Source organism: Chryseobacterium sp. NRRL B-14798, from assembly GCF_050470705.1.
Classification (GTDB): domain Bacteria; phylum Bacteroidota; class Bacteroidia; order Flavobacteriales; family Weeksellaceae; genus Chryseobacterium; species Chryseobacterium cupriresistens.
On the sequence record NZ_JBFLUL010000005.1, the window covers coordinates 1,858,680 to 1,877,483 of the forward strand.

An 18,804-nucleotide genomic window follows, 5' to 3' on the forward strand; every position below is an offset into this window, starting at 1 on the left:
TCTTAGTAAAAAAGAATTTGAGATTATTATATCTGATACTGCTTTTAGTTTTCTGCTCAGTCTCTGCGCAGGATGTGCTTCCTTTAGATACTTTAAAACTGAAGGAGGCAAAAGATATGCTTGCCGATGACTACGGAAATCTGTATATCTATAAAAACAAAGATTTTAGTTTTACCAAATATGATTCCCTTGGAAAACAGATCGGAAAAATGATGCTCACTGTTCCGTACAAAGTACAGACCGTACAAAATCCTCTGAATGTGCCATTATTTTCAGAAAATGCCCAGGAAATGAAATTTGTAGACCAGAATATGAATGAGATTCAACGATTGGATTTTAAACAAAAATTTGGTTTTATCAGAATGGCTTATGCAGAAGATCTGCAGCAGCTCTGGCTTTTGGACGACAGTACAAAACGTTTGATACAGTATAATTTCAGGAATGATACCACCATCAATTCATATCCTTTTGACATCAGTTTTGAAGATTTAATGGACATGCTGGTCTATGAAAATAAGGTCTATATTTTAACGAGAAAACATATCAGAATCTATAGTCTGAAATTTGAAAAACTTTTTGAAGCCCCGTTGGAAAACGGAAAACGGTTTCGAAGAGAAAATGATGTGATCATGGTTATCGCGGGTAATTTCATTTCACAATACATCCCTGAAAAAGGTATGGCAACTGTTTTCGAAGATCAGGAAGCGCAAATTGTGGATAAAAACATCCTCTCTTATTTTGCAATCAAAGGGAACAAACTCTATCTTTACAGCCTTGAAAAAGTAAAGAAAGCCCAACAGCAAAAACAGCTCGAAGCTCAGCCGGAATCTCCTCCGCCATCTACAGAAAAACCAGTAGAAAAGACGGAAGAAAAGCCAGATGAGAATACAGTAGAGAAACCTTCAGACAATACTTTACAGAAATTGATTGAAGATATTTCTCAGGTTCAGACTGAGGCTGTCGAAAAACTTATCAACTAATCGGTAAATACAAGGAAAAAGAATATTATGCATATTGCAGTTACAGGAAACATCGGAGCCGGAAAAACAACTTTGACAACGATGCTTTCCAAGCATTACGGATGGGATGCACAATTTGAAGATGTAGATCATAATCCTTATCTGGAAGATTTTTATTCAGACATGAGCAAGTGGAGTTTCGCACTGCAGGTGTATTTCCTGGGGAGCAGATTCCGTCAGGTAAAGGAGATCAGGGAAAGCGGGAAAAACATTATTCAGGATCGTACGATCTATGAAGATGCCCATATTTTTGCGGAAAACCTGAATGATATGAACCTTCTTTCAGACAGGGATTTTAATAACTACTCATCAGTATTTGATCTGATGAAGTCTTTCGTATCTGCTCCGGATCTTTTAATCTATTTGAAATCTGATGTTCCTAACCTGGTTAAAAAAATCTATAAAAGAGGCCGTGAATATGAAGCATCCATCAGTATTGAATACCTTTCCAAACTGAATCAGAAATATGAAAAATGGATCTCCAACTATACAGAAGGAAAACTTCTGATTGTAGAAGTGGATGATCTTGATTTCGTTGAAAAACCTGAAGATTTCGGGTTTATTCTGGAGAAGATTGAAGCAGAGCTACACGGATTGTTTTAACATATTTTTATCAGAACATTAAGACAGACTCAGGGTAAATCTTTTTAAATTTGTTAAGACCAAGTTTAATTTTTGAAAAATATATCATGGTAGTTAAAGTTTTACATAACGGAAACTGTTCAAAGTCAAACGCTGTACTGGAGTATCTTGACGAAAACGGAGTGCCTTTTGAGATCATTAATATTGTTGAAGATCCTTTAAGTCCTCTTGAAATAAGAACGGTGCTGAAGAAACTGAATCAGAGTGTTTTTCATATTATCCGTAAAACCGATAAGCTTTACGTTGAGAACTATGCAGATAAAAACTATTCGGAAGAGGAATGGATAAAGATCCTTTCCGAAAACCCATCTTTAATACAAAGACCCATTCTGGTAAAAGGTTCAGTAGCAATGCTGGGAAGACCTATTGAAAATGTAAAATTCTTTATTGAAAAATAAACGAAATTTAATAAATAAAAAAGATCCGTTCTGTTGTAGACTACACCCAAAAGTTTAGACACTTTTTAGGGGCAGTCCATGAAAGAGCGGATCTTTTATGTTATGGGGTTTTTGTAGTAACCGGGCCATTTATCGCCTTATATAAAGCTTCCAGTTCTTTTGGAGGACGTCCGGAATCAAATTCTGAGGAGGTATACTCTTTTCCGCCAGCGGTAATGATCATAGATGATATCATTGCCTGGTCAGAATATCTGCCTGTAGTTGGAGATTTGAGTTCAGATATCTTCGGTAGGTCAATGTTCTGAGCCAGCCTGGAAACTGCCAGCCATTCGGCGGTGGAGATTTTGGTATTTATAATCTCTTCATTGATATTGGATTCTTTTGAGGAAGGAGTGAAAACAATATCTCTGCTGAACCCTCTTGTTCTTTCTGTTAACCGGATCTGTTCAATCTTTTGTTGCTGAACTGCAGAAGAGATATTTGGGGTATTATTTTCGCTGTTATTTTTGTGCATACAGTTTGTAGCAGAGGTTGCTAAAATGACATTAAATAGGATCAGTTGGATGTTCATCATATTCTGTTTTTATGTATTAATAATAAAAAACCGCTTCATCATGATGAAACGGCCTTTGTTTTTACAATAGAATAACGCCTTCTATTTTTGCTACTTCTTTATAAATATTCACTACCTGATTGGCATCCAGAACAAATGCATTGATATTGCAGGCCGTGTATTTTCCATTTTTACTTTCGCGGTTTCCCAGTGTAAATTTAATACCATCAAAAACTCTGTAAATTTCAGTAAGTTTTGCCTGGTCTGTAGGAATAATAAATTTAAATAAATAATCCTCCGGAAAATCATGATGATCCTCCAGTTTCTCCCTCAAAGACTGATAAAAGTCTTCAGGGCTTGCGTGTTGATTTCCTTGTAATATATCCATCTGCAATTGTTAATATAATATAAAAATAGCGAAAATTTTCCTATTTTCCAAACGGTCCCAGCAGGGACTTGGAGTTCTGATGTTCATAATCTTCAATGATATTGAATAATCCATTCACCAGCTGTTCAGAAGCAAGTTTACTCAATCCTCCTGAATTGACAGTGTTGTTATTTCCCCCTAAAAGACTGCCCAGAAAATTACTGCCTGATAGCGCTGTATTAATGGTTTTTACAATTCCATATTCATTCAGTTTTTCATCTACTTTAGGAGCAATGGCCGCAATAAGCTGTTGGGATGTTTTTTCCTTCAGAATCTGTGTAGCAGTGGTTCCCTGCATAATTCTCGTTACATCCTGAGCATTCAGGCTGTTTACTGCATCCTGCAAAATAGGTTTTGATGTGTTCACTGTGTAAGCCGCTGCCTGTGCTATATAATCTCTTTCTTTGGCTACCAGTGAAGGAGCAATTTTCTCCAGTGTGGAATTGATGTCTCTCAGTTCTTTTGGAAGGGCTTTATCAACCATATTATTCTGCAGGAACGCTTCTTTGTTGCCATAGATACTCATTCCCTTATCAATACCATTGAGCAGAATTCTTTTGATAATAGAAAGCCCCATGTCTGATGTTGCCAATGAAGTGCAGGATTGTACAGTGGTGGTAATAACAGCACCGGTTCCAATCAAAAGAGCGGCTGCAATGATATATTTTTTCATTGATCTTTTTATTATTTATTTCTAAGATGCATTTGTCAAAAACTGCACCAAAGGTAATTACTATTCTCAATTTAACAAAATATTAAATTGAGTACATGTTTTGGTGAATATTGTGTCAAAAATGTTAAAATTTCATTTGTAAATATGATGAATAAAGGATCTTGATTTTAAATAAAAAATTATAAAATTTATTTTTTTGGCATTTTCAATGTAATAAAATACAGCAATTTTTAAATATTTAAGATAGTTTAACAGTGTTGGATATTTTTTATATTTTTGGCTAATGTCTTTTTTTGAGATTTTAAATAACTCCACTATTTAGAGACAGGTGCAAATTTGAATTTATTTGAATAAAATTGAAACTATATGAAACAAAGTAATTTAAAGTATTCAGGTCTCATTGCCGTGTTATATTTCGGGATGAACGTGAATGCACAGGTTACGCAGGATTCTGCTAAAGTCCAGAAGATTGACGAAGTCGTTATGATTGGATATGGTAGCCGTAAAAAAGTAGACAACACTACTTCTATTAGTTCTATCAGTGCGGAAGAAGTAACTAAAACTAAAGTGTTGAATGCATCACAAGCCATTCAGGGTAAAGCAGCCGGTGTACAGGTAATAGCTTCCGATGCACCAGGATCTACTCCGACAGTGATGATCAGGGGACTTGGTACTGTATTGGGTGGAAGAACACCTTTATATGTAGTTGATGGAATGTTTACTGATAACATTAATAATATCAACTCTAATGATATTCTGACCTATGATGTATTGAAAGATGCTGCAGCATTGGCTATCTATGGTAACAGAGCTGCTAATGGAGTAATCATCATTACGACAAAGTCAGGTAGAGGAAAATTAAGCGTTTCCTATGATGGACTGGTTGGATTTAGAACCCCTTTAAAAACCATTAAAATGGCTAACGGGTCTGAATTTGCAAATTATAATAATGCTGGTAAAGCAAGTAATTATTTGAATCCTAATCAACCTTATAATACAGATTGGTTCAAAGAAATTACAAGAACGGGAATTTACAACCAGCATAACTTATCAATTTCAGGATCTTCAGAAGCTGCAAAGTACTTTTTAAGTTTAAGTAATTATGATGAGCAGTCTATCCTTAAAGGAACAAATTATAACAGGACTACAGTAAGAACCAATAACGAGTTCAGAATTACCAAAGGAATCAGATTGGCGCAGACTTTAAGCGCAACATTTACTAATGATACTCCTAAATCGTATGGTGCTTTTACAAATGCTTATAAACAATCACCATTAGTCCCTGTATATTATCCGAATGGAAAATATGGTCAGCCTATTTATAATAAGACCAACGGGAATATCGATTATGAAGGAGGACGATTTAATAACGTAGGCAACCCGGTGATGCAGCTTGCTTATGACAATCAAAGAGGTAGAAATTTCTTATTACAAGGTGGATTAAAATTGGATATAGATATCTATAAAGATTTAAAGTTTACCTCTCAATTTAGTGGAGAATATGGTAACTATAAATACTATAATTTCGTAAATTCAAAATCTTTCTGGTTAGATAGTGATCCTATGAGAACGGAAAACCAATACTCAGCTACGTCACCACTAACAAGGTTAACCAATAAAAGTCAGAACTATTTCAACTGGTTACTTAATAATTATTTAACCTATACAAAGAAAATTGAAAACCATGATATTGAAGTTGTTGTAGGTACAGAAGCTTCAGTAAAGAATGGGCTTGAGACTTTAATTATTAACAGGAAAGATGTTCCTATTGCAAAAGATTACTGGAATCTTAGCGGAGTTGATTACTATGGTAACCTGTATAGTGATAGTGATACAAAAGCTCTTGAATCAATAAAAGGAAACAGAAATACTACAATTTCCTATTTCGGAAGATTCCAATATAAATTTATGAATCGTTACTTATTAAGTGGAACGATCAGAAGAGACGGTTCTTCTCAGTTTGCTGCTGGTAATAAGTGGGGTACATTCCCATCTTTTGGTGCAGGTTGGATTATTTCCGAAGAAAACTTCATGAAAGATGGTTTCTTTGACCTTTTGAAGCTTAGAGGTGGATGGGGTAAAATCGGAAACCAGAATGTTCCTTTGAATTATCTACCACTTTCAATGGGAGCAACTTATAATTATGCGTTTGGAAGTTCACCAGTAAGCAATGGAGTTACTGTTAATAAAGGTTACGATCCGGACTTAGGATGGGAAGTTACAGAAGAATCCTCTTTAGGATTAGATTTTGGAATCCTGAATAAAAGATTGACAGGTACGTTTGATATTTATAACAGAAAGACCAAAAATCTTATTTTGGGAGTTGTTCCATATATGGCAACTGGAATTTCTGATTTGAATTATTCTCATATGGGAAGTGTTGTTAATAAAGGTGCTGAGGTAAGCCTAAACTGGGCTGATAAAGTAGGCGAGGATTTTACCTATTCAATTGGTGCCAATTATTCTTATAATAAGAACAAGCTTGCCAGCATTAATCTTTCTAAGCCTGTTTCTCAAATTGTTGGAGGAAATCTTGGAAACGGACAAGATACAAAACTTTTTAACGCTAATGCAGTTGGTTATGCATTAGGAAGTTTCTATTTATGGGAAGCTGATGGTTATGATGCAAATGGTAACCTGAAGTTTAAAGACTTGAATGGTAACGGAATTACAGGAAGTGCAGATCCGGGAGACAGAAGATTCTTTGACTCTTACATACCAAAGTCAACATTAGGTGTTAATGTTTCAATGTCCTATAAAAATTGGGATTTTGCCCTAAGTGGTTATGGAGCTTTCGGATTCAAAGTGTATAACGGTAAAAAAGCACAAAGGAATGGTGGAGAAAATGTCGAAGCTTCTGTAGCGAATGATTTTTGGACTCCTACAAACACTAATGCAGCAAATCCTGTAAATCCTGCAAATATTCCAATTGCATCTACATTCTATCTGGAAAGCGGGGATTATTTCAGAATCAATAATATTTCAGTAGGATATACATTTAAAAATGTAACGGATTATATGAAATCAATTAAGCTTTATGTAAGTGCAATTAATCCTTTTGTTTTCCAGAAATACTCAGGATATTCCTCAGAATTATCAGGATATAATCCTGCGGATCCTACTGCAGAAGGAGATCCTTACAAACGTGCAGGGGTAGAATTAGATGCTTACCCTACATTAAGATCTTTTGTATTTGGTGTTAACCTAAATTTTTAAAAAAATGAACAAAAAATATATCATAGCAGCGGCATTTTTGATTTTAGGAGCTGTTAACCAAAGTTGTAGTAATGACTTTATCGACGTGTCACCTACGGAAGCAATTCCTGAGAGCGCATTGGGTGAAATATACAATAATGATGCAGGAGCCAATAGTTTAGTTACAGCTATTTATGCTAAGTTTTTAGACTGGAATATGAGTACATTTGCATGGATCGGGGTTACATCAATTGTTTCTGATGATGCTGATAAAGGTTCAAGTGCAAGTGATTCAGGTTCAGATAAAGACATTTTGGATGCTTTGACATTTACAGCATCAACACCATCATTCAAAGAATTGTTTGCTTCTAATTATCAGGGGATTAACAGGTGTAATCAAGCGTTGAAATACCTTCCTCAGTTGGATAAGGCAGACCCGCAATTACGTGAGAGATTAGCGGGAGAGGCAAAGTTCCTAAGAGCATTTATGTACTTTACTTTAGTTAGGTCTTTTGGGGGAGTTCCGTTAGTAGATCATGTTCCCGTTACAGGGGTTGAAGCTGATAAGCAAATGACGCTAACCAGAAAAAGCAAGGAAGAAATTTACGCATTTATAGAAAAAGACCTTAAAGACGCCGCAGCAGTTTTGCCTTCTGGAACCGGTGGACAAAGAGCTACAAAAGGCGCTGCCCATGCGCTTTTAGCTAAGGTATATTTATATCAGAAGAAATGGCAGCTGGCAGTAGATGAGACTAATTTGGTTACAGGTTATTCGTTGACAACTAATTTCCAGGATATTTATAAAGTTTCCGGAGAAAATAATGCTGAATCTATCTTCGAAATTAATGGTAGTGGAGGAACAGCAGGAAGAGCAATCCAGCAGTATAGCCAGGTTCAGGGAGCAAGAGGTACTACAGGCTGGGGCTGGGGATTTGCAACGCCTACCCAAGGATTATATGACGCCTACTCTGCAACGGATTCCAGAAGAGATGCTACGATTATCCATAGAGATATGACTTTATATGATGGATATTATGTAGGTCCAAATACAGAAAATAAATTCTATAATTATAAAGCTTATTCTTCCAATTATAGAGATCAGGCTTCAACAGATGTAAACATTCGTTATCTGAGATATGCTGAAGTACTATTAATCAGAGCTGAAGCAATGAATGAGCTTGGGCAAACATCTGCAGCTATTCCTTTCCTGAATCAGGTAAGAAACAGGGCTAACATCGGAAACACGACTGCTTCTTCTCAGGCAGACGTAAGATTGGATATCTGGAAACAAAGAAGATTAGAGCTTGCTTTCGAACATGACAGATGGTTTGATCTTGTAAGAACCGGACAAGCCCAGGCAGCCATGGCGGCTGATGGTGGTAAAAAATTCATCGTTGGAAAACATGAACTATTCCCACTTCCACAAGATTTTATAATGGAAGCAGGTGGATTGTCAGCACAAAACCCCGGCTATTAAAATTTAATCAATAAAAACTTTAGAGGAGAATGAAAGTTCTCCTCTTCTTTTAGTAAGAAACCCTAAAAAAGAGATCTCATGAAAAGGAACGTATTATCAATGGCTATTACTTCATTATTCTTTGTGTATTCCTGTAAAAATGCGCCCGTTGCCAAACAGGAAACCGGAAAAACTGAAGCGGTAAAAAGCAATATCACGGATGAACAACTGATGGACAGAGTGCAAAAGGATGCTTTAAAATACTTCTGGGACTATGCAGAACCTAACTCAATGCTGGGAAGAGAACGTTACCATGAAGATAATATCTATCCGGATAACGATAAGCACGTAATCACTACAGGAGGCTCAGGCTTCGGGTTGGCAACTATTCTGGTAGGGGTAGAAAGAGGATTTGTTCCAAGAAAAGAAGCGGTGAAAAGACTTACTCACATCATGGACTTTCTGGCTAAGGCAGACCGCCACAAAGGAGCATGGTCACATTGGATCAATGGGGAAACCGGAAAAACCGTACCATTCGGGAAAAAAGATAATGGTGGTGACCTTGTGGAAACCGCTTTCCTTACCTCAGGAATACTGATGGTTCGTGAATACTTTAAAAACGGAAATGCAGAAGAAAAAAAACTGGCAGCAAAATGTGATGAACTGTGGAAAGGAATCCAATGGAACTGGTATACCAAAGGAGGACAGAAAGTCCTATACTGGCACTGGTCACCGGATTACCAATGGGAGATGAATTTTCCTCTTGAAGGATATAATGAATGCCTGATCACTTATATTTTAGCAGCCTCTTCACCTACTTATTCCATTGATGCAGAAACCTATTATAAAGGCTGGACCAGAAACGGAACTTACCTTACAGATAAAACAAAGTACGGACTACCTCTGTATGTAAAACACAACTATGCCGAAGAATACGGCGGCCCGCTTTTCTGGGCACAATATTCATATATCGGGCTTGATCCGACTGGATTATCCGATAAACTTGTCAAAAATTACTTTGACGTCAATAAAAATCAAACCCTTATCGACTATCAATATTGTGTCGAAAATCCAAAACAATGGAAAGGGTATGGTCCCAACTATTGGGGGCTTACAGCCGGATATACAAGAAATGAAGATGGAAGCACTGGATACACCGCTCACATGCCTGGCAATGATAATGGAGTGATTACTCCTACAGCTGCCTTGAGCAGTTTTCCCTATACACCAAAAGAATCAATGGCTTTCCTGAGATTCATGTATACCCAAAAACCTGAATTCATAGGATCTGCAGGACCTTATGATGCGACCTCCATTAATTATAATAATTGGTTTACCCCAAGATATCTGGCGATAGATCAGGGAACGATAGCACCAATGATTGAAAATTACAGATCAGGATTCCTGTGGAAATTATTTATGAATGCCCCGGAAATTCAGCAGGGATTAAAAAAGCTAAGCTTCCGGTCAGCCAAATATGGAATAAAATAACTCAACAGGAACGGGCCATTATCCTGAGCTTATCCGAAGGCAGCCCGTTTACATAAAAATGATCAAATCCGTTGGCTCTAGCTAAAATCTAAATAACAATATGAAACTAAAACTGAAACATATTCCTCTTTTATTGCTGCCGTTTTCAATACCAATGAATGCGCAGGAGATAAAAGGGGAACTCAATAAAGAAATTAAAAGACAGGAGAAAATGTCATACATTCTGGATTACCCACAGGATGTTAAAGGAAATGTACCATTAATTGTTTTCCTTCATGGTTCAGGAGAGCGTGGAACTAATCTTGATCTGGTAAAGGCACACAGTCCGTTTACCTATAAAAACCTGATCAAAGAACCTGTAGCTATTCTCGCACCCCAATGCCCGGAAGGAACATGGTGGGATACGGTTACCGTATATAATCTGATCAAGGAAATTCAGAAGAAATATAAAATTGATGCTTCCCGTATTTATCTTACAGGACTTTCTATGGGAGGATGGGGAACCTTAAAGCTGGCCATGGAGCATCCGGAAATGTTTGCTGCAGTGGCTTCAGTTTGTGCTCCTACAGATCAGGTAATGACCGCCAATATTCATCGGTTTAAAGATCTGAACATGAAAATTTTCCATGGCGGAATGGACGATATTGTACTACCTGCCAATGCTTTTAATTTTTATCAAAAGCTGCATCCTGTAAACCCTTCAGCAGAATTGGTTATTTTCCCGAATGATAATCATAATTCATGGGATTCGGCATACTCCAATCCCGCTTTGTATGAATGGATGCTGTCCAAAAGGAAAGAAAAGTAATCCAAGACACCAATGATTGAAAAATAAACCCATCAAATTAAAGCAAAAATATAAAACAATAATTTAAGAAGATAGATTTATGAAAAAGTTAATTGTAATCGCCACTTTAGCATTGGCACCTGTATTTTCCGCACAGGAAATGGTAACGAAGCCCGTTCAGTCTTACCAGACAGCTCAGTATCAGGCTAAGAAGAAAGCTTTTGTAGACAATCTTTTATCTAAAATGACATTGGATGAAAAAATTGGCCAGATGAACCTTCCGACTTCCGGAGATTTCACTACAGGACAGGCACAGAGCTCTGATATCGGAAAGAAAGTAGAGCAGGGATTAGTCGGCGGATTATTCAATATAAAAGGAGCAGATAAGATCAAGGCTGTTCAGAAAGTGGCCGTAGAAAAAAGCCGTCTGAAGATTCCTATGATTTTCGGGATGGATGTTATTCACGGCTATGAAACTACTTTCCCGATTCCTTTAGGGCTGGCTGCCTCATGGGATATGAACCTCATCCAGCAGTCTGCAAAAGTAGCTGCGAGAGAAGCTGCTTCCGACGGGATCAACTGGACATTCTCTCCCATGGTAGATATTTCCCGTGAACCAAGATGGGGAAGGGTATCAGAAGGTTCAGGAGAAGATCCTTATTTGGGAAGTGAAATTTCCAAAAACATGGTATATGGCTATCAGGGGAAAGACCTTGCGAACGGAACCAATATTTTAGCATGTGTAAAGCACTTTGCCCTATATGGAGCAGGGGAATCCGGAAGAGATTACAATACGGTTGATATGAGCCATGTAAGGATGTTCAACGAATATTTTCCTCCTTACAAAGCTGCAGTGGATGCTGGTGTGGCTTCTGTAATGGCCTCTTTCAATGAAGTGGACGGAGTACCGGCGACAGGAAACAGATGGCTTCAGACGGAAGTATTAAGAAATCTATGGAAATTTAAAGGATTTGTAGTAACAGACTATACCGGTATCAATGAAATGGTAGACCACGGTATGGGAGATCTTCAGCAGGTATCTGCTTTGGCTTTAAAAGCTGGAGTTGATATGGATATGGTGGGAGAAGGTTTTTTAACAACTTTAAAAAAATCCCTTCAGGAAGGAAAAGTTACGCAAGCTGAAATTGATATGGCAGCAAGAAGAATTCTTGAAGCAAAATATGATCTTGGTTTATTTGATAATCCATACAAACATGGAGATGCGAAGTTAGCGGCAAAAGAAGTCTACAATATGGAAAACCGTAATATAGCAAGAAATGCAGCTGCCCAATCCATGGTGTTATTGAAAAATGACAATCAGGTATTGCCTTTAAAGAAATCAGGAACAGTGGCTGTAATCGGCCCATTGGTGAATAACTCAATGAATATGGCCGGAACATGGAGTGTTGCGACAAAACATGCTGCTTCAGTTTCTTTGATGCAGGGATTACAGTCGAACTACGGAAAAGAAGTTAAGTTTTTATCAGCAAAAGGTGCGAATATTGACTATGATGCCAAATTAGAAGAAATCTATGCTGCTCATGGTAAAAAAACAGACAGAGACAACCGTTCCAAAGAAGAATTGCTAAAAGAGGCCGTAGATATTGCCAACAAAGCCGATGTGATTGTTCTGGCTATCGGAGAATCTGCTGAAATGAGTGGAGAATCTTCTTCAAGAACAGAAATTACGATTCCTCAGTCTCAGGTTGATCTGCTAAACGAGTTAAAGAAGACGGGAAAACCAATTGCAATGGTTCTTTTCACAGGACGTCCATTAGCTTTAACCAATGTAAAAGATACTCCGGATTCTATTTTGAATGCCTGGTTTGCTGGATCTGAAGCAGGTAATGCGATTGCGGATGTTCTGTTCGGAAAAGTAAACCCGTCCGGAAAACTTCCGATGACTTTCCCAAGAAGCCTTGGACAGGTGCCAATCTATTATAATGCTAAAAATACAGGCCGTCCGCTGAGTCAGGATAAAGTAGACAAATGTACTTATGAAAGATTCCGTTCAAACTATATGGACGAATGTAATACGCCATTATACGCTTTCGGATATGGATTGAGCTATACGAAATTCAATTATTCTGATATGGCAGTTTCCACTGCTACCGCGAAAGGAAATCAGACGGTTCAGGCATCCGTTACAGTAACGAATACAGGAAATTATGACGGAGCTGAGGTTGTTCAGTTGTATATCAGAGATATGGTGGGAAGTATTACAAGACCGGTAAAAGAATTAAAAGGTTTCCATAAAATATTTCTGAAAAAAGGAGAATCTAAAAAAGTAACTTTCGATATCACTCCTGAAAGCCTGAAATTCTATAACGGAGATTTGAAATATGACTGGGAATCAGGTGAATTTGATATTATGATCGGAACCAGTTCTGACAATGTTCAGCATTCAAAAATCAATTGGACTAAGTAATATCCGGAAAAGTAATTCACCGGATTGTGTTATGAAGTTTTTTGGCACGATTTTTAATAATACCTCGGGTAATTATTAGTATACAAATCGACATGAAAAAAACAATTTTATTAAGCACAATGTTCCTGGGTTCTTTACTATTTGCACAAAAAGGAACAATAAAAGGTGGAGACAAAGATGCACACGGATGTATTGGTTCTGCAGGATATACTTATTCTCAAATTAAGAAAGACTGTATAAGAACGTTTGAACAGAAAATCAAGTTAACAGAAGTAGCTCCGAAAGACAGCTATACTTCGATAGCTGCAGTTATTTTCAGTAAAGACATGAAACAAGCTGAGGTTTTTGTAAAAGATGCCGGTGAAAGAAGCATTATCCTTACCAGAGCAGGAGGTAAAGCCAAAGCATGGAAAAAGGATGGTTATGTATTGGTTCCTTACAAAAAGCACGGATATCAGCTTAAAAAGGATAATATCGTGATCTATCAGTAAGATCCGGTTAAAAAAAACCGCTCGGAAGAGTGGTTTTTTTGTACCTTAGAGAAATTAATTAATATCACATTTTTGGGATATTTTTAATCCATCAGAAAACAAAAATTTTACCTATGAAAAAAATAATTTTACTCAGTACCATGTTCCTTGGATCATTCGTTTTTGCACAAAAAAGTACTCCTGTTCTCGGAGGCGACAGAGATGTTCACGGTTGTATCGGCTCCGCAGGATATACGTATTCACAATTAAGAAATAATTGCATACAGACTTTCAATCAGAAAATAAAACTCAAAGAAGTAAACTCAGACAAAAGCTATACTTCAATGACGGCAGTTATTTTTAATAAAAGCATGACTAAAGCCGAAGTATTCATTCCGGATGGAGCTGCAAAAAGCATTATTTTGGATAAGCAGGGAAAAGCAAAAATATGGAAAAGCGGAGCTCACGTGAAAGACAGCTATGTTTTAACTCCCTATAAAAAAAGCTATCAGATCAAGAAGAATGATGAAGTCATTTATCAGTAAAATAAAACCACAAATAACAGACCACTCGCAAGAGTGGTTTTTTTATGTCAATAATTAAAATTAATTCGGTTTAATACGACATGTTTTGACGTTGTGGATAAATATTTTTACATCATAATAAAATAAAAACTGGTATAAATAGAGAGAATCTAATTAAAAATAGTATGATTTACAGGATACCACACAAAAATGATTTCCATATCTTAAAAAGTGTTAAATTCGCGAAGTTTTAAGAAACTAATTACTAACTCAAAAAAACATAGGATGAAAAAATTCTACTTCGGTGCATTTACTTTATGCACAGCCCTGGGTGTATCTGCTCAGGAAGTGATATGGCAGAAAGATATACAATCTTCTACCCAGGATTTTCTAAGCCAGGTCACCACAACCATTGATCAGCAATACCTGATCTCGGGAAGCTCTATACAGTCTAAAAGCCAGTCGCCAGCAGCCAGCGGCCAAAAGCAGAATAACGGCTACGATTTTCACTTAATTAAACTTGACCAGCAAGGGAAAGAATCATGGGAGAAATATTTCTCAGGACAAAACCACGATTATCTGTCTGCTACTGTTACCACGCAGGATGGCGGATTTCTTTTGGCAGGAACTTCTTATTCAGGAAAGGGATTGGATAAAAAAGAGGATTCCAAAGGAGGTTCAGATATCTGGCTGATCAGAATCAATGAATTCGGAGATGAACTATGGCAAAAAAACTTGGGAAGTTCTTCCGATGAAGAAGCAAGAGCTGTTATCCAAACTACAGATTTAGGATTCTTTGTTGCAGGAAATGTCCAAAACTCATCAAAAGGCTATGGTTCCAAAGATGTTTTAATCACGAGACTTGATAAAGACGGAAAAGAAATCTCCCAATTGATCTTAGGTGGAAAAGGTTTAGACGAAGTAGAGAAGATGATTCCAACTAGAGACGGTGGGGCATTACTGGGAATGTATTCGAGGAGTTCTGAAGTAAAGGCTGGAAGTGGTGTGAAAATCGACTCTTATTCCAAAGCCAGCAGCAATTATGGTGAAGGCGACTACTGGATTGTCAAGCTGGACAAAAACGGAAAAGTAGAATGGGAAAAGAACTTTGGAGGTAAAGGAGATGATCATATCAGAACGCTGGCATTAACTTCAAATGGTTTTATTATTGGCGGAGAATCCAGATCAGAAAGGTCAGGAAACAAAACCGTCGGATTAGAGGAAGGAACAGATCTTTGGCTGATTTCTTTAAATGAAAGAGGAGATGAACAGTGGCAGAAATCTTACAATTTTAAAAACCGCGATATCCTGATGGGAATGAGCGTTCTTCATTCAGCAGATGATAAATCATCCAAAGGAATCTTATTGGGAGGCTATACCCAGGCAGAAGGAAGAATAGAAACAGATGATGAAACTTTCTGGATGTTATACCTTGACCAGAATGGAAACGAGCAGTGGAGAAAACATGTCAAAGGAGAATCCGGAAAGAAGGAAGAAAGGCTTTCCGATGTAAAGCTGAACAGAGACGGTTCTATTATTCTGGCAGGAACCAGTGCAGAGGAACTAGGTAAAGAAAATTGGAAGATTGTGAAAGTGGGAGACAAACAGGTTGATCAGCTGATTGAAAAATATGATATTAAGATCTATCCAAACCCTGTTTCGGATTATGCTTATGTGGAAATAGGTTTTGATCCTTCGACAGGCTCAGGACAGGGTTTTAAGGATGCAGATATTCTGTTGTATGATATGAGTGGAAGACAGCTTCAGAGTATAAAGACTAAGAATAGAGTGACTAAGATTAATACCCAGGCTTTAGTTCAGGGAGCTTATCTGGTGACGATAAAAACGGATACCTACAAAACAGCGAATGCTAAATTGATTAAGAAATAAATGCAATGAAAAAAGATATATTCAATAAACTCATCGCTTTGGGTTTACTATCCATGAGCTTACTGTACTACGGGCAAGCTTCAAATTCAAACTCTAGTACAGGTGTAACACGACCCGTACCTACTATTTCTTCACTTGCAACCTATAATAATATCCCTGTTTCGATACAAACAGGAATACCGGATATATCCTACAACTTATTCAGTGTTCCTTCAAATAGTAAAAGCTTTGGTATCGATATGGGAATCAGCTATCATCCGGTGAATGCAACTGATGAGTGGATTGGTGATTTGGGACGGGGTTGGTCCTTATTTGGACAGGGAGTAATTTCCAGAGAAATAATAGGTGAGTTTGACGAACATTTCACACTAGGAGATAGTTATTTAAAGAATTATTTTGATGATGTTTATAATTATACCATTCCGGGGGAATCAGGAAAATTCAGATTTATAAGGGATACTTCTAACAACACTTTTAAATTGGTAAAACTTACTTCAACTTCTTCAACAATTAATTATCAGCGTGCAGCAAGTAATACTTCCACTCTGGTTGTGGATTCTTTTACCATTATAACAGATAAAGGTATAAAGTATAAATTCGAAATTTATGGACTTTCCAGAGCAAGAGTAATGGTACATCAATATCCCAATGGAGGTATATTATATGGTAATCAAAATTATCGCAGTGCATTCTTTCTGACCTCTGTTGAAGACGAAAGCGGGAATATTCTGGCTTCTTATAACTACCTCAAGGATGTTACAAATCCCATTGGAGAACCAGATGTAATTGAATCTGAACAATATAAGCTTACAGATATTGAAGTGAAAAATCAAGGACTCATCAAATTTGAATATGATAAGCTAAATGCAACAGATCTGGGAAATATAAAAGCAGATAAATTCAGATTAAAAAGTGCTTCATTAAAAACAGTTACGGGTCAATTAATTTCTAAATATACTTTTCAGACAGGTCTTGAGTCTTTTACTAAAATAGATGTCAATAATAACGAAATAGAAAAAACGAAATTCCAATACGGAAGTATTACTTTTACTCAGGAGCCAAATACAGATCCGAATCCAGAGCTTTTTATTCCAACAACTTTAAGAGAAGTTCAGCTGCCTTCTGGCGGAACCATTAGATACACATATGATTTTATTCCTTTTCATTATACAGAAGAGCCTAAAATAGTAGTACCGGAGGAAAATCTGGGAAATGTTTCATTCACAACAATCAATAGTATTGCCAAAAAGTATTTTTTTACTGTACCCGTCAACAATGGTGGCGCTCCATTTCCTAATAAACCTTATTATGTTGCGATCGATATTAATGCAGGGCAGCTTGCCAACAATTATTGGTCTCTGGTATTTTATAAAAAAGTAGGTAGTTCTTATCAGCCTGTACCTATGTCATTAGGACCTGCTGTAGAACCTGATCCGGACTATCCTACCAGACAGCTTTTTCCTTTTTATAATACCGATGCCGGTGATTATTATGTTTCATTAGTGAGTGCAGAACCAGGTATTACCATACCTTTTGGTCAAGTTTACTTTGAAGCAAAACATTTGGGAGAGCCGGTTGAAACTATCGTTCGCAAGCCTTCTTCAACCGGACAGGCGAGAATATCAACCATAAAATATTATAATGAAATATCATCATCTATCCAAATAGGAACTATTCCTGCAAAAGTAGAGGAATATAATTATAACAAGTTTGATAATCCTGCAGAATCTAGTGGTCGCTATGTAGAAGGAGGAGCCGCAGAAGATGGCGTAACAGCCCTTAATCCTGTCATAATATATCAAAATGTAAAAATCTCAGGAGGAACTGAAGGCTATACAAAATATTATTTCAAAACACCTTACGATTACCCTCGTACAGAACTGAATTCTCGTCCTTTTTGGCCCAATTTCAGTATTATGCGCAGTGGGCTGCTTGCTAAAAAAGAAATTTACAACGCTCTCAATGCAAAAGTAGCAGACGAGGCATTTGATTATACTTTTATGGAATATGATGCTCCTGAATATTTACCCGTTTCCAGTGGTGTAGTAGGTAATTCCTATGTAAAAACAGTTTGGGTAAAAGATCAGACTGCGATATCACATAGTTATTTTAATTCAGGTATTACTGAAATAAAGAAAGCGGTTTTTAATAACACGAATAATTATAGACCTAACTTAGAAAAAGTTACTTTGTTTGACGGAAGTATCCAAGAAGTAAAATATAAATATGCGCAAGATAAAAACAATCAAAAATTAATTGCAGCCAATATGATTGGTATTCCTTTAGAAACTGAAACAACTAAAACTATTGGAGTTGTCTGCAAAACACTTTCAAAGATCGAAACCAAATATGACAACCCATTGAATTTACTTCCAAGCTCTGTTGTCTCCACTGATTTACAGAATGTTGTTTCTACCGAAGTGACTTATGATAAATACGATTCCAAAGGAAACCTTCAGCAGTACACTACAAAAGCAGGTGTTTCCACAGTCATCATCTGGGGCTATAACTTTACCCAGCCCATTGCCAAAATAGAAGGTGCCAAATTAACAGACATCCAGCAGTCACTGATTGATTCCATTATTAATGCTTCTAATACAGATGCTTCTGCTGCAGCTAATAATGATGAAACTTCATTTTTATCTGTACTAAATACCTTCAGAAGTAGTTTGCCAAACTATCAGATTACCACCTATACCTATGATCCTTTAATTGGGGTAAGAAGCATCACACCACCATCAGGAATCAGAGAAAGCTATGTTTATGATTCCGCAAACAGACTTCAGAAAGTGATCGATGTGAATGGTAAAGTGTTGAAGGAAATGAAATACAACTATAGAAACTAAAACTG

Annotated in this window: 15 protein-coding genes; 12 read left to right on the top strand and 3 right to left on the bottom strand. The window is 37.0% G+C overall.

What is annotated here, in order from left to right:
- The first annotated feature begins 17 nt into the window (after positions 1-17).
- From AB1278_RS08725 to AB1278_RS08735, 3 genes are all read left to right on the top strand, one after another.
- Entirely contained in the window at positions 18-980 is a 963-nt protein-coding gene (locus tag AB1278_RS08725; RefSeq protein WP_343638975.1) for a hypothetical protein, read from the top strand.
- Positions 981-1,007: 27 nt separating this feature from the next.
- Positions 1,008-1,622 (top strand): deoxynucleoside kinase, encoded by a 615-nt coding sequence (locus AB1278_RS08730; protein ID WP_002977952.1) that lies wholly within the window; start codon positions 1,008-1,010, stop codon positions 1,620-1,622.
- An 86-nt stretch (positions 1,623-1,708) separates the two neighbouring features.
- Positions 1,709-2,059 (top strand): arsenate reductase family protein, encoded by a 351-nt coding sequence (locus AB1278_RS08735; protein WP_110011032.1) that lies wholly within the window; start codon positions 1,709-1,711, stop codon positions 2,057-2,059.
- Between the two features lie 100 nt (positions 2,060-2,159).
- Here the strand turns inward: AB1278_RS08735 and AB1278_RS08740 are convergent, their stop codons facing one another.
- From AB1278_RS08740 to AB1278_RS08750, 3 genes are all read right to left on the bottom strand, one after another.
- The gene (locus AB1278_RS08740; RefSeq protein WP_411412879.1) at positions 2,160-2,633 is read right to left on the bottom strand and encodes a hypothetical protein; all 474 of its coding nucleotides are present in this window, start codon (positions 2,631-2,633) and stop codon (positions 2,160-2,162) included.
- 61 nt (positions 2,634-2,694) lie between these two features.
- Positions 2,695-3,000 carry a DUF493 family protein gene (locus tag AB1278_RS08745; protein WP_047433612.1) on the bottom strand — a complete coding sequence of 102 codons (306 nt, stop codon included), beginning with the start codon at positions 2,998-3,000 and terminating at the stop codon, positions 2,695-2,697.
- Between the two features lie 40 nt (positions 3,001-3,040).
- Positions 3,041-3,712, bottom strand: a complete 672-nt coding sequence (locus AB1278_RS08750; RefSeq protein WP_110011034.1) for a DUF4197 family protein — start codon at positions 3,710-3,712, stop codon at positions 3,041-3,043.
- Positions 3,713-4,078: 366 nt separating this feature from the next.
- On the opposite strand from AB1278_RS08750, the gene AB1278_RS08755 reads away from it, so the two are divergent.
- The 9 genes from AB1278_RS08755 to AB1278_RS08795 all read left to right on the top strand — a co-directional run bounded on the left by AB1278_RS08755 (position 4,079) and on the right by AB1278_RS08795 (position 18,799).
- Positions 4,079-6,928, top strand: coding sequence for a SusC/RagA family TonB-linked outer membrane protein (locus tag AB1278_RS08755; protein ID WP_062671806.1), 2,850 nt, complete (start codon positions 4,079-4,081; stop codon positions 6,926-6,928).
- Positions 6,929-6,932: 4 nt separating this feature from the next.
- Entirely contained in the window at positions 6,933-8,384 is a 1,452-nt protein-coding gene (locus tag AB1278_RS08760) for a RagB/SusD family nutrient uptake outer membrane protein (RefSeq protein WP_411412881.1), read from the top strand.
- A 78-nt stretch (positions 8,385-8,462) separates the two neighbouring features.
- The gene (locus tag AB1278_RS08765; RefSeq protein ID WP_411412882.1) at positions 8,463-9,854 is read left to right on the top strand and encodes a glucoamylase family protein; all 1,392 of its coding nucleotides are present in this window, start codon (positions 8,463-8,465) and stop codon (positions 9,852-9,854) included.
- A gap of 100 nt (positions 9,855-9,954) precedes the next feature.
- A complete protein-coding gene (locus tag AB1278_RS08770) occupies positions 9,955-10,662 on the top strand; it encodes a prolyl oligopeptidase family serine peptidase (RefSeq protein WP_429813768.1) in 708 nt (235 codons plus the stop codon).
- A gap of 79 nt (positions 10,663-10,741) precedes the next feature.
- Positions 10,742-13,069: a beta-glucosidase BglX gene (bglX, locus tag AB1278_RS08775; RefSeq protein WP_429813771.1), complete on the top strand. Its 2,328-nt coding sequence runs from the start codon at positions 10,742-10,744 to the stop codon at positions 13,067-13,069.
- A gap of 92 nt (positions 13,070-13,161) precedes the next feature.
- Entirely contained in the window at positions 13,162-13,560 is a 399-nt protein-coding gene (locus AB1278_RS08780; protein ID WP_110011040.1) for a hypothetical protein, read from the top strand.
- Between the two features lie 113 nt (positions 13,561-13,673).
- Positions 13,674-14,084 (top strand): hypothetical protein, encoded by a 411-nt coding sequence (locus AB1278_RS08785; RefSeq protein ID WP_062671818.1) that lies wholly within the window; start codon positions 13,674-13,676, stop codon positions 14,082-14,084.
- A 264-nt stretch (positions 14,085-14,348) separates the two neighbouring features.
- Entirely contained in the window at positions 14,349-15,953 is a 1,605-nt protein-coding gene (locus tag AB1278_RS08790; RefSeq protein WP_429813775.1) for a T9SS type A sorting domain-containing protein, read from the top strand.
- 5 nt (positions 15,954-15,958) lie between these two features.
- Positions 15,959-18,799, top strand: coding sequence for a hypothetical protein (locus AB1278_RS08795; protein WP_429813778.1), 2,841 nt, complete (start codon positions 15,959-15,961; stop codon positions 18,797-18,799).
- The last annotated feature ends 5 nt before the right edge of the window (positions 18,800-18,804 follow it).

Coding starts and splice junctions, on each gene's coding strand:
- AB1278_RS08730 (WP_002977952.1), top strand. CDS start 1,008: ATGCATATTGCAGTTACAGGAAACATCGGAGCCGGAAAAACAACTTTG.
- AB1278_RS08735 (WP_110011032.1), top strand. CDS start 1,709: ATGGTAGTTAAAGTTTTACATAACGGAAACTGTTCAAAGTCAAACGCT.
- AB1278_RS08740 (WP_411412879.1), bottom strand. CDS start 2,633: ATGATGAACATCCAACTGATCCTATTTAATGTCATTTTAGCAACCTCT.
- AB1278_RS08745 (WP_047433612.1), bottom strand. CDS start 3,000: ATGGATATATTACAAGGAAATCAACACGCAAGCCCTGAAGACTTTTAT.
- AB1278_RS08750 (WP_110011034.1), bottom strand. CDS start 3,712: ATGAAAAAATATATCATTGCAGCCGCTCTTTTGATTGGAACCGGTGCT.
- AB1278_RS08755 (WP_062671806.1), top strand. CDS start 4,079: ATGAAACAAAGTAATTTAAAGTATTCAGGTCTCATTGCCGTGTTATAT.
- AB1278_RS08760 (WP_411412881.1), top strand. CDS start 6,933: ATGAACAAAAAATATATCATAGCAGCGGCATTTTTGATTTTAGGAGCT.
- AB1278_RS08765 (WP_411412882.1), top strand. CDS start 8,463: ATGAAAAGGAACGTATTATCAATGGCTATTACTTCATTATTCTTTGTG.
- AB1278_RS08770 (WP_429813768.1), top strand. CDS start 9,955: ATGAAACTAAAACTGAAACATATTCCTCTTTTATTGCTGCCGTTTTCA.
- bglX (WP_429813771.1), top strand. CDS start 10,742: ATGAAAAAGTTAATTGTAATCGCCACTTTAGCATTGGCACCTGTATTT.
- AB1278_RS08780 (WP_110011040.1), top strand. CDS start 13,162: ATGAAAAAAACAATTTTATTAAGCACAATGTTCCTGGGTTCTTTACTA.
- AB1278_RS08785 (WP_062671818.1), top strand. CDS start 13,674: ATGAAAAAAATAATTTTACTCAGTACCATGTTCCTTGGATCATTCGTT.
- AB1278_RS08790 (WP_429813775.1), top strand. CDS start 14,349: ATGAAAAAATTCTACTTCGGTGCATTTACTTTATGCACAGCCCTGGGT.
- AB1278_RS08795 (WP_429813778.1), top strand. CDS start 15,959: ATGAAAAAAGATATATTCAATAAACTCATCGCTTTGGGTTTACTATCC.